The organism is Fodinibacter luteus (genome assembly GCF_039541575.1).
In the GTDB taxonomy this organism is placed as follows: Bacteria; Actinomycetota; Actinomycetes; order Actinomycetales; family Dermatophilaceae; genus Fodinibacter; species Fodinibacter luteus.
The window spans coordinates 20,559-32,327 of the sequence record NZ_BAABGM010000025.1 but is presented as its reverse complement, the minus strand read 5'-3'; the positions used below and the strand labels follow the sequence as shown (position 1 = coordinate 32,327).

The window sequence follows — 11,769 nt, the reverse complement described above, 5'->3', positions numbered from 1 at the left end:
CGCACGTGTCCCAGACCCCCCAGCGCACCGAGGTCCTCGTCGTCGGAGCCGGCCCCGCCGGGGCCTCGGCCGCCGCGTGGGCGGCACGCGCCGGGCGCGACGTCGTGCTCGCCGACGCCGCGGTCTTCCCGCGCGACAAGACCTGCGGCGACGGTCTGACGCCGCGCGCGGTGGCCGAGCTCGACCTGCTCGGCCTCGGCGGCTGGGTGCGCGGGCACGCCGTCAACCGGGGCCTGCGCGCCCACGGGTTCGGGCAGACGCTCCACCTGCCGTGGCCCGGCGGCTCCCTTCCCGACCACGGCAGCGCCGTCCCCCGCACGGCCCTCGACGACCGCATCCGCACCGAGGCGCTCGATTCCGGGGCGACGGGGCTCGAGGGGGCCAAGGCCGTCGACGCCCGGCTCGAGGGCGGACGCGTGCGCGCCGTGACCTTCCGCCGCGGCGAGGAGACCTTCGACGTCGAGTGCGAGCGGCTCGTCGTCGCCGACGGGGTGCGCTCCGGGCTCGGCAAGGTGCTCGGCCGCGAGTGGCACCAGGACACCGTGTACGCCGTCGCGGGCCGCTGCTACGTCGACTCCGAGCGGTCCGACGACCCGTGGATCAGCAGCCACCTCGAGCTGCGTTCGCCGTCAGGGGAGGCGCTGCCCGGGTACGGCTGGATCTTCCCGCTCGGCGGGGGGCGGGTCAACGTGGGCGTCGGCACCCTGGCCACGACGAAGCGCCCCGCCGACGTCGCGATCAAGCCGCTGATGAAGCACTACACCGACCTGCGCCGGGCCGACTTCGGCCTCACGGGCGAGCAGCGGATGCCGACGAGCGCCCTGCTGCCGATGGGGGGTGCCGTGAGCAACGTCGCCGGGGCGAACTGGGCCCTCGTCGGCGACGCCGCGGCGTGCGTCAACCCGCTGAACGGCGAGGGCATCGACTACGGGCTCGAGACCGGGCGCCTGCTCGTCGAGCACCTCGACGACGACCTCGCCACCGCCTGGCCCGCCCTGCTCCAGCAGCACTACGGCGAGGCGTTCTCGATCGCCCGCCGCCTGGCCGGCATCTTCACGGTGCCGCGCACCCTCGCCGCGCTCGGCCCGGTCGGCATGCGCAGCGACTGGCTCATGACCCTCGCGCTGCGCTGGATGGGCAACCTCGTCACCGACGAGGACCGCGACCGGTCGGCCCGGGTGTGGCGCTGGGCGGGGCGCCGGTCCATCTCCCTCGACGCCCGCCCGCCCTTCACCTGACCGGCCCCGTCACCCCACCACCGGTCGTGGGCGCGGAGGCGCGGCCCGGGCCACCACGTCCCCACTCACCGCGAGGACCGCGGGCCCGGCGCGGTGAGGGCGTCGCGCATCGGCACGAACTTCGCCGACGACTCGGCGACCTCGTCGTCCGGCACCGAGCCCGCGACGATGCCGCACCCGGCGAAGAGCCGGATCCTCGACGGGTCCTCGGCCGAGACCGCCCCGCAGCGCAGGGCGATGCCGAACTCGCCGTCGCCCGCGGCGTCGATCCAGCCCACCGGGCCGGCGTAGCGGCCGCGATCCATGTGCTCGAGCTCGGCGATGACGGCATCCGCGACGGGGCGGGGCGTGCCGCACACCGCCGCCGACGGGTGGAGCGAGGCGGCGAGCGCCAGGGCCGACGCGTCGTCGACGAGCACGCCGGCGACGTCGGTGGCGAGGTGCATGACGTTGGACAGGTGCAGCACGAAGGGCACCTCGGGGACGTTCATCGACGAGCAGTGCGGGGCGAGCGCCTCCGCGACCGAGCGCACGGCGTACTCGTGCTCCTCGAGGTCCTTGCTCGAGCGGGCGAGGGATGCCGCGAGCGCGAGGTCGTGCTCGTCGTCGCCGGTGCGCCGGATCGTGCCGGCGAGCACCCGCGAGGTGACGAGCCCCTTCTCGCGGCGCACGAGCAGCTCGGGCGTCGCGCCGACGAGCCCGTCGACCGCGAAGACCCACGTCGTGTCGTACGCCTCCGCGAGGCGGTGGAGCAGCCAGCGCACGTCGATCTCGGCGGAGGTCGTGACGTCGAGGTCGCGGGCGAGCACGACCTTGTCGAGCCGGCCGGAGGTGATCCGCGAGACCGCCTCGGCGACCGCCCCGGCCCACCGCGCGGGGGACAGCGCCCCGTCGGCGAAGGCGACGTCGTGCGGCCCGGAGGGTGGTTGCTGCACCCCGAGCTCGGGGGTCACGGGCACGGCGGCGACCGCCGGGGACGACTCGACGCCGACCGTCGTCAGCCACGCCACACCGCCGCGCACCCCGACGACGACCTCCGGCACGACGAGGGTCGCCCCGGCCCGTGAGCCCGCCGCGTAGGACACCGAGCCGAACGCGATCGGCCCGGTGCCGGGCCGGTAGACCTCGTCGCGCACGACCGCGGTGCGCGAGCGCTCGGCCCACCAGGCATCGAGCTCGTCCATCCGGTCGGGGCCGGTCGCCGTGCGGCTCGCCGCACGCCCCCACCCGACGAGGCCCTCACCGCGCCGCACCCACGAGCACAGGTCACGGGCCGGGCGGTGGGGGACGAGCGAGAGCAGGGCCGCGCCGAGCTCGGGGTCGAGCGGCACGGTGCGCGAGACGAGGGGGGCGGCGGAGGCGATCGCGTCGGTCGGCCGGTCACCCGCGGGCAGCGAGGTCATCACGCAGGAGGATACGACCCGCGGCGGACCGCCCGACGGTGGGTGGGAGGATGGCGGCCATGAGCCGCGCCTCCCTCGACAAGGACCCCCGCGACGTCGCCGCGATGTTCGACGACGTCGCGAGCAGGTACGACGTGACGAACGACGTGCTCTCGCTCGGGCAGGACCGGCTCTGGAGGCGGGCCGTCGTCCAGGCGTGCGAGGCGGTGCCCGGGCAGGTCGTGCTCGACATCGCCGCCGGCACCGGCACGAGCAGCGAGCCCTTCGCCGACTCCGGGGTCGACGTCGTGCCGGCCGACTTCTCGCTCGGGATGCTGCGCGTCGGCCACCGCCGGCGCTCCGACCTCGGGTTCACCGCCGCCGACGCGATGCGGCTGCCGTTCGCGGACGCGTCGTTCGACGTCGTGACGATGAGCTTCGGGCTGCGCAACGTCGCCGACCCGGATGCCGCGCTGCGCGAGTTCCTGCGCGTCACGAAGCCGGGCGGCCGGTTCGTGCTCTGCGAGTTCAGCCAGCCGACGAGCAGGGCCTTCCGGGCCGTCTACACCAACTACCTCATGCGCTCGCTGCCGGCGGTCGCCCGACGGGTCAGCAGCAACCCGGAGTCCTACGTCTACCTCGCCGAGTCGATCCAGGCGTGGCCGGCCCAGCGCCCCATGGCGCAGCGGATCGCGCAGGCGGGCTGGGACCGCGTGCAGTGGCGCAACCTGTCCGGCGGCGTCGTCGCCCTGCACCGGGCCACCCGCCCGCTCGCGGACGGTGCCGAAGGTCAGGACCCCGTGCTTCACGGACGTGGCGACCCGGCCTAGACTGCCGCCGTTCGTGAAGACATTCACAAGCACCCCCGCGACCCTCGCGGGCGGGCCGGGACGCTGCGTGCGGCGCGCCCGGACCGCCTCCCGGGCCTCGTCGGGTGGGGCGTGGGTCGATCCCCCTAGGATGACCGGGACGCCGTCTGTCGACCCGGCCGTGCCCGCCCGACGCACATGAGCACCGAAAGGGGAGTTGTCCTGCGATGAGCAACCCCTACGTCCCGCTTCTCATCCTGCTCGGGCTGGGCTTCGGCTTCGCCGCGCTGTCGGTCGGGACGAGCCTGGTCGTCGGCCCGAAGCGGTACAACCGCGCCAAGCTCGAGGCCTACGAGTGCGGCATCCAGCCGACGCCCCGCGCGCAGGGGGGCGGGCGCGTCCCGGTCAAGTACTTCCTCACGGCGATGCTCTTCATCATCTTCGACATCGAGTCGGTGTTCCTCTACCCGTTCGCCGTCGCCTTCGACCAGCTCGGCCTGTTCGCCCTCGTCGAGATGGTCCTGTTCATCGCCACCGTCTTCGTCGCCTACGCCTACGTGTGGAAGCGCGGCGGGCTGGAGTGGGACTGATGACCGACCTCGCCGCACCCGACCCGACCGCCAAGGAGGCCTGATGGGACTCGAGGAGAAGCTGCCCGCAGGGTTCGTGCTCACGACGCTCGAGAACGTCGTGGGCTACATGCGCAAGGCCTCGATCTGGCCCGCGACGTTCGGGCTGGCCTGCTGCGCCATCGAGATGATGGCCGTCGGCACCCCCGACTACGACCTCGCCCGGTTCGGCATGGAGCGGTTCTCCGCCACGCCCCGCCAGGCCGACCTCATGATCGTCGCCGGCCGGGTGTCGCAGAAGATGGCGCCGGTCTTGCGCCAGGTCTACGACCAGATGCCCAACCCCAAGTGGGTCATCTCGATGGGCGTGTGCGCGAGCTCGGGCGGGATGTTCAACAACTACGCGATCGTCCAGGGCGTCGACCACATCGTCCCGGTCGACATCTACCTGCCCGGCTGCCCGCCGCGGCCCGAGATGCTCCTCAACGCGATCATCGAGCTGCACGGCCAGATCCAGGGCAGCAAGCTCGGCGTCAACCGCGTCGCCGCCGCCCGGGCCGCCGAGGAGGCCGCGCTCGCCGCGACCCCGACCTCGCTCATGGCCCCCACCCACGACCACCTCGCCCACCTCGCGGCGCCGACCGGGAAGAACCTCCTCGCATGAGCGACGAGAAGACCGCCGACGACAGCCCCCTCCAGCCGGTCCCCGACCAGGTGGTCGACTCGGAGCAGACCCGCACCGACGACGACCCGGACAGCCTCGAGGCCGCACACACCGCGAACATCGCGTCGTGGCAGGAGATCTCCGACGAGGAGCGCGAGCCCGTCAGCATCGGTGAGCGCCGCGGCATGTTCGGCGCGACCGCCGGCCAGGACACCTCCGGCTACGGCGGCCTCGTCACCCCGACCCTGCTCCCCGGTGCCACCCCCCGCCCCTACGGCTCGTGGTTCGACGACGTCGCCGACCGGCTCGGCACCGCGCTCACCGAGACCGACGGGCCGGGCTACCACGAGGCGATCGAGAAGGTCGTCGTCGACCGCGGCGAGCTGACCTTCTTCGTGGCCCGTGAGCACCTCGTCGAGGTCGCGCGCGCGATGCGCGACGTGCCCGAGCTGCGCTTCGAGATGTGCATGGGAGTCTCCGGCGTGCACTACCCGGCCGAGGAGGGCCGCGAGCTGCACGCCGTCTACCCGCTGCTCTCGATCACGCACGGCAGCCGCCGGGTGCGCCTCGAGGTGACCGCCCCCGACGCCGACCCGCACATCCCCTCGGTCGTCTCGGTCTACCCGGGCAACGACTGGCACGAGCGCGAGACCTGGGACATGTTCGGCATCGTCTTCGACGGCCACCCCGCCCTGACCCGCGTCCTCATGCCCGACGACTGGCCGGGCCACCCCCAGCGCAAGGACTACCCCCTCGGCGGCATCCCCGTCGAGTACAAGGGCGGCACCGTCCCGCCGCCGGACCAGCGGAGGGCGTACACCTGATGACGACCCACGACGACACGACGATCTTCGAGAACCGCGACGTGTCCGACGACGCCAGCCCCGGGCTCGACCCCGGCCTGCCCGGCGCCGACGCCTACGGCGCGTCGGTCCACGAGGACGTCGAGGGGGTCCCGGTCTTCACCGTCTCCGGCGGCGACTGGAACGACCTCGTCGACGAGGCGACTGCCCTCCACGAGGAGCGCATCGTCGTCAACATGGGCCCGCAGCACCCCTCGACGCACGGCGTGCTCCGGCTCATCCTCGAGCTCGACGGCGAGACGGTCACCGAGGCGCGCGCCGGCATCGGCTACCTCCACACCGGCATCGAGAAGAACATGGAGTTCCGCACCTGGGTGCAGGGCGTCACGTTCTGCACCCGGATGGACTACCTCACGCCGATGTTCCAGGAGGCCGCGTACTGCCTGTCCATCGAGAAGCTGCTCGGCATCACCGACCAGGTCCCCGAGCGCGCCAGCGTCATCCGCGTCCTCATGATGGAGCTCACCCGGATCAGCTCCCACCTCGTCTGCCTGGGCACCGGCGGCATGGAGATGGGCGCGACGACCGTCATGACCGTCGGGTTCCGCGAGCGCGAGCGCATCCTGCGGGTCTTCGAAGCCGTCACCGGACTGCGGATGAACAACGCCTACATCCGTCCGGGCGGCGTCGCACAGGACATCCCGCACGGCGCCGTCGACATGGTCCGCGAGGTCGTCGCCGAGCTGCGGCAGGGCCTGCACGAGCTCGAGCTGCTGCTCAACGAGAACCCGCTCCTCAAGGGGCGCACCGTCGGCATCGGCTACCTCGACCTCACCGGCTGCATGGCGCTCGGCATCACGGGGCCGGTGCTGCGCTCGACCGGCCTCCCGCACGACCTGCGCAAGTCGGCGCCCTACTGCGGCTACGAGAGCTACGACTTCGAGGTCATCACCCGCACCGGCTGCGACGCCTACGACCGGCTGCGCATCCGCATCGACGAGATGTACGAGTCGCTCAAGATCGTCGAGCAGACCCTCGACCGGCTCCAGCGCACCGAGGGCCAGCCCGTCATGGTCCAGGACCGGAAGATCGCCTGGCCGGCCCAGCTCGCGATCGGCGGCGACGGCCAGGGCAACAGCCTCGACCACATCCGCGAGATCATGGGCACCTCGATGGAGTCGCTCATCCACCACTTCAAGCTCGTCACCGAGGGCTTCCGAGTGCCGCCCGGCCAGGCCTACGTCGCGGTCGAGTCGGCCAAGGGTGAGCTCGGCTGCCACACCGTCTCCGACGGCGGCACCCGTCCCTACCGGGCGCACTTCCGCGACCCGAGCTTCAACAACCTCCAGGCCGTGGCCGCGATGTGCGAGGGCGGCCAGGTCGCCGACGTCATCGTCGCGGTGGCCTCCATCGACCCCGTCATGGGAGGTGTCGACCGCTGATGGCCCACGAATTCGGCCTCCAGACCGCATCCGGCCACCTCACCGTCAGTGAGGCGTCCAAGGAGCCCTACCCCGCCGACGTCGAGGCGCGCTTCCGCGCCGACGCCGCCGAGGTCATCGCCCGCTACCCGCACCCGCGGTCCGCCCTGCTGCCGCTGCTCCACCTCGTGCAGTCGGTCGACGGCTACGTCACCGGCCGCGGCATCGACCTGTGCGCCGAGCTGCTCGACCTCACGACCGCGGAGGTCTCGGGCGTCGCGACGTTCTACACCCAGTTCAAGCGCCACCCCAACGGCGAGTACACCGTCGGCGTCTGCACGAACACCCTGTGCGCCGTCATGGGCGGCGACGAGATCTGGGATGCCGTCTCGGCGCACCTCGGCGTCGGGCACGACGAGACGACCGACGACGGCAAGATCACCCTCGAGCGGGTCGAGTGCAACGCCGCGTGCGACTACGCGCCGGTCGTCATGACGAACTGGGAGTTCTTCGACAACCAGACCCCGGCGTCGACCGTCGACCTCGTCGACGACCTGCGGGCCGGCAGACCCGTCGCCCCGACCCGCGGGCCGAGCCGGGTGTGCACCTTCAAGGAGGTCAGCCGGGTGCTCGCCGGCTTCCACGACGGCCTCGCCGACGAGGGCGTGGGCGCCGGCCCGGCATCCCTCGTCGGGCTGCGCCTCGCGCACGAGCAGGGCTGGACCGCCCCCGAGGGCGCGTCCTCGACCGCCCCGGCGCCGGCCACCACCGCCTCCGGGACTGCCGCCACCAGCACCACCACCACCACCACCACCACCACCGGCACCGGCCCCGCCGCCACAGCCACCGGCACCGGCACCGACTCCGCGGCAACGGGCACCCCGGGCCGCACCGAGGTCACCCCCTCGAGCGACGAGGCGAGCGCCATGAAGGCCGAGCCCGCCGCCACCCGGGACGCCGGCGACGACGCGCCCGGCGAGGACGAGGCCCCGGCACGCACGACCGGTTCCTCGACGACGGAGAAGGGTTCCTGATGGCGACGACGCTCACCCCCATCCTCAGCGCCTTCTGGGACGACCCGGCGTCGTGGACCCTCGACACCTACACCCGCCACGGCGGCTACCGCGCCCTCGACAAGGCGCTCGGCATGGAGCCGGCGGCGATCATCCAGGCCGTCAAGGACTCCTCGCTGCGCGGTCGCGGCGGCGCCGGCTTCCCGACCGGCATGAAGTGGTCGTTCATGGCGCCCCCGGACGGCGGCCCCCGCTACCTCGTCGTCAACGCCGACGAGTCGGAGCCGGGCACGTGCAAGGACGTCCCGCTCATGATGGCCAACCCGCACGTGCTCATCGAGGGCGTCGCGATCAGCTCGTTCGCCATCGGCTGCGAGCACGCGTTCATCTACCTGCGCGGCGAGGTCGTCCACGTCTACCGCCGGCTGCTCCGGGCGGTCGAGGAGGCCTACGCCGCGGGTCACCTCGGGAAGAACGTCCACGGCACCGGCGTCACCCTCGACATCACCGTGCACGCCGGCGCCGGCGCCTACATCTGCGGTGAGGAGACCGCGCTCCTCGACAGCCTCGAGGGCCGCCGCGGCCAGCCCCGCAGCAAGCCGCCGTTCCCGGGCGTCGCCGGTCTGTACGCCCGCCCGAGCTCGGTCAACAACGTCGAGTCGATCGCGTCGGTCCCCGGCATCATCCTCGAGGGCGTCGACTGGTTCACCGGCATGGGCACCGAGAAGTCGACGGGCTTCGGGCTGTTCAGCCTCTCCGGCCACGTGAAGAACCCCGGCCAGTTCGAGGCGCCGCTCGGCATCACGCTGCGCGAGCTGCTCGACATGGCCGGCGGGATGCGCGACCCCGACAAGGCCCTGAAGTTCTGGACCCCCGGCGGCAGCTCGACCCCGCTGTTCACCGCCGAGCACCTCGACGTGCCGCTCGACTTCGAGTCGGTCGGCGCGGCCGGCTCGATGCTCGGAACCCGCGCACTCCAGATCTTCGACGAGACGGTCTGCGTCGTGCGCGCCGTCGACCGGTGGACCGAGTTCTACAAGCACGAGTCGTGCGGCAAGTGCACCCCGTGCCGCGAGGGCACGTGGTGGCTCAAGCAGATCACCGGCCGCCTCGAGCGCGGCGAGGGCACCGAGGAGGACATCGACAAGCTCCTCGACCTGTGCGACAACATCCTCGGCCGCAGCTTCTGCGCCCTGGCCGACGGAGCGACGAGCCCGATCATGAGCTCCATCCAGTACTTCCGCGACGAGTACATCGCCCACCTCACGCCCCGCGGCTGCCCCTTCGACCGGCACGCCTCGACGTTGTTCGCCACGGACGAGAAGGACAGCGTGACCGCATGACGACCACGCCCGACAAGACCGCGTCGGCCGCGCCCGCCGCGCCTGCGGCGCCCGCCGCGACCGACCTGGTGACGCTCACCATCGACGACCGCGAGGTGTCGGTCCCCAAGGGGACCCTCATCATCCGGGCCGCCGAGACGGCGGGCATCGAGATCCCACGGTTCTGCGACCACCCCCTCCTCGACCCGGTCGGCGCCTGCCGCCAGTGCCTCGTCGAGGTCTGGATGCCGGGCCGTCCCGGTCCGGACGGGGAGCCGGGAGAGCCCACCCAGATGCAGGGCCCGCCCGGGCGGATGAAGCCGCAGGCCTCGTGCACGATGACCGTCGCTCCCGGGATGGTCGTCAAGACGCAGTACACCTCCCCGGGCGCCGACAAGGCGCAGCACGGGATCATGGAGTTCCTCCTCATCAACCACCCGCTCGACTGCCCGGTCTGCGACAAGGGCGGCGAGTGCCCCCTCCAGAACCAGGCGATGAGCAACGGCCGCTCCACCTCCCGCTTCGAGGACGTCAAGCGCACCTATCCGAAGCCGATCAACATCTCCTCCCAGGTGCTCCTCGACCGCGAGCGCTGCGTCCTGTGCGCGCGGTGCACCCGGTTCTCCGACCAGGTCGCCGGTGACCCGTTCATCGCCCTCGTCGAGCGCGGGGCCCTCCAGCAGGTCGGCATCTACGAGGAGAAGCCGTTCGAGTCCTACTTCTCGGGCAACACCGTCCAGATCTGCCCGGTCGGGGCGCTCACCGGCGCGGCCTACCGCTTCCGGGCGCGGCCGTTCGACCTCGTCTCGACGCCGAGCGTGTGCGAGCACTGCGCGAGCGGGTGCGCCCAGCGCACCGACCACCGCCGTGGCACGGTGCTGCGTCGCCTGGCGCAGAACGACCCGACCGTCAACGAGGAGTGGAACTGCGACAAGGGCCGCTGGGCCTTCGCGTACACCTCGGTCGGCGACCGGCTCGAGCTGCCGCTCGTGCGCGGTGACGACGGCGAGCTGCGCGTCGCGTCGTGGCGCGAGGCCCTCGAGACCGCGGCCGCGGGGCTGCGAGCCGCGTCGTCGGCCGCCGTGCTCGTCGGCGGGCGGGTCAGTGCCGAGGACGCCTACGCCTACGGCAAGTTCGCACGCACCGTCCTGGGCACGAACGACGTCGACTTCCGGGCCCGACCTCACTCCGCCGAGGAGGCCGACTTCCTCGCCTCTGCCGTCGTCGGCACCGGGCCGGGGCCCGACGGGACGCAGGGCGGCGCGGTCACCTACGCCGACCTCGAGCAGGCCACGACCGTCCTGCTCGTCGGCCTCGAGCCCGAGGACGAGAGCCCGATCCTCTTCCTCCGCCTGCGCAAGGCGTTCCGCAAGCACCACACGACCGTGTACGCCGTGGCGCCGGTCGCGACCCGCGGCCTGGCGAAGACCGGTGGCACCCTCATCCCGACCGCACCGGGCACCGAGCCGGAGGTCCTGCGAGCCCTCGCCGAGGGCTCGGGCAGCGACGTCGTCTCGGCGGCGGGTGCGGCGCTTCGCGAGGGCGCCGTCGTCCTCGTCGGCGAGCGCCTCGCGATGGTGCCGGGCGCGCTCAGCGCGGCCGCCGCCCTCGCCGAGGCCACCGGCGCCCCGCCTCGCGTGGGTGCCGCGCCGGGCCGGTGAGCGCGGCGCGCTCGAGGCCGGCGCCCTGCCCACCCTGCTGCCCGGCGGCCGCCCGGCATCCGACGCCACCGCCCGGTCCGAGGTCGCCTCGGCCTGGGGCGTGCCGGCGCTGCCGGCGGGTGCCGGTCGCGACACCGCCGCCATCGTCGCGGCCGCGGCCGCCGGCGAGCTCGGCGCCCTCGTCGTCGGCGGCGTCGACCCTGCCGACCTCGGCCTCGCCGGGGCCGCCGAGGCGCTGGCCCGACCCTTCGTCGTCTCGCTCGAGATCCGCCCCTCCGCCGTCACCGCCGTCGCCGACGTCGTGCTCCCGGTCGCGGCGCACGCCGAGAAGGGTGGCACCTTCCTCGACTGGGAGGGCCGCGAACGGCCGTTCGAGGCCGCCCTCGACACCGGGTACGTCAGCGACTACCGCGCGCTCGACATGCTCGCGAACGAGATGGGCGAGTTCCTCGGCACCCGCACGCTGCGCGAGGTGCGCGCCGAGATGGACTCGTTCGGCCGGTGGAGCGGCGCCCGACCGTCCGCACCGACCGTCGAGGCCGGCGAGGTCCCGAGCGTCGAGGCGGGCACCCTCGTCCTCGCGACGTGGCGACACCTGCTCGACCGCGGGTCGCTCCAGGACGGCGAGCCGTTCCTCGCGGGCACCGCGCCGCGGCCCGTCGCGCGGGTCTCGGCGAGCACAGCGGACGCGCTCGGCGTCACCGACGGCGACGCCCTCACGGTGCGCGCCGGCGAGACCACGGTCACCGCGCCGGTCCTCGTGTCCGAGATGGCCGACCACGTCGTCTGGCTCCCGACCAACTCCGCGGGCTGCGACCTGCGGGCCGCGCTGGAGGGTGCCCCCGGGGCCCTCGTCTCCGTCACGAAGGAGGGGCAGGCATGAGCAC

9 protein-coding genes and 1 pseudogene are annotated in these 11,769 nt (G+C 73.2%); 9 read left to right on the top strand and 1 reads right to left on the bottom strand.

The annotated features are described in order from the left end of the window. The first annotated feature begins 5 nt into the window (after window positions 1–5). On the top strand, window positions 6–1,238 hold the full coding sequence (locus ABD899_RS17095; protein ID WP_345208228.1) for a geranylgeranyl reductase family protein: 1,233 nt from the start codon (window positions 6–8) through the stop codon (window positions 1,236–1,238). A 65-nt stretch (window positions 1,239–1,303) separates the two neighbouring features. Here the strand turns inward: ABD899_RS17095 and ABD899_RS17090 are convergent, their stop codons facing one another. Further along, window positions 1,304–2,641 carry an isochorismate synthase gene (locus ABD899_RS17090; RefSeq protein ID WP_345208226.1) on the bottom strand — a complete coding sequence of 446 codons (1,338 nt, stop codon included), beginning with the start codon at window positions 2,639–2,641 and terminating at the stop codon, window positions 1,304–1,306. Window positions 2,642–2,700: 59 nt separating this feature from the next. On the opposite strand from ABD899_RS17090, the gene ABD899_RS17085 reads away from it, so the two are divergent. The 8 genes and pseudogenes from ABD899_RS17085 (at window position 2,701) to ABD899_RS17050 (ending at window position 11,765) form a co-directional block, all read left to right on the top strand. Next, the gene (locus tag ABD899_RS17085) at window positions 2,701–3,450 is read left to right on the top strand and encodes a demethylmenaquinone methyltransferase (RefSeq protein ID WP_345208224.1); all 750 of its coding nucleotides are present in this window, start codon (window positions 2,701–2,703) and stop codon (window positions 3,448–3,450) included. Between the two features lie 206 nt (window positions 3,451–3,656). Continuing rightward, a complete protein-coding gene (locus tag ABD899_RS17080; RefSeq protein WP_345208222.1) occupies window positions 3,657–4,019 on the top strand; it encodes an NADH-quinone oxidoreductase subunit A in 363 nt (120 codons plus the stop codon). 43 nt (window positions 4,020–4,062) lie between these two features. Then, window positions 4,063–4,662, top strand: coding sequence for a NuoB/complex I 20 kDa subunit family protein (locus ABD899_RS17075; RefSeq protein ID WP_345208220.1), 600 nt, complete (start codon window positions 4,063–4,065; stop codon window positions 4,660–4,662). Beyond that, window positions 4,659–5,486 carry an NADH-quinone oxidoreductase subunit C gene (locus ABD899_RS17070; RefSeq protein ID WP_345208219.1) on the top strand — a complete coding sequence of 276 codons (828 nt, stop codon included), beginning with the start codon at window positions 4,659–4,661 and terminating at the stop codon, window positions 5,484–5,486. The genes ABD899_RS17075 and ABD899_RS17070 overlap by 4 nt, the downstream gene beginning before the upstream one ends. Then, a complete protein-coding gene (locus ABD899_RS17065) occupies window positions 5,486–6,907 on the top strand; it encodes an NADH-quinone oxidoreductase subunit D (protein ID WP_345208217.1) in 1,422 nt (473 codons plus the stop codon). Before ABD899_RS17070 ends, ABD899_RS17065 begins: the two co-directional genes overlap by 1 nt. Then, window positions 6,907–7,920 carry an NADH-quinone oxidoreductase subunit NuoE gene (nuoE, locus tag ABD899_RS17060; protein ID WP_345208215.1) on the top strand — a complete coding sequence of 338 codons (1,014 nt, stop codon included), beginning with the start codon at window positions 6,907–6,909 and terminating at the stop codon, window positions 7,918–7,920. The genes ABD899_RS17065 and nuoE overlap by 1 nt, the downstream gene beginning before the upstream one ends. Further along, a complete protein-coding gene (gene nuoF, locus ABD899_RS17055; RefSeq protein WP_345208213.1) occupies window positions 7,920–9,242 on the top strand; it encodes an NADH-quinone oxidoreductase subunit NuoF in 1,323 nt (440 codons plus the stop codon). Before nuoE ends, nuoF begins: the two co-directional genes overlap by 1 nt. After that, window positions 9,239–11,765: pseudogene (locus tag ABD899_RS17050) on the top strand (NADH-quinone oxidoreductase subunit G). The gene nuoF and the pseudogene ABD899_RS17050 overlap by 4 nt, the downstream one beginning before the upstream one ends. Window positions 11,766–11,769 lie beyond the last annotated feature (4 nt).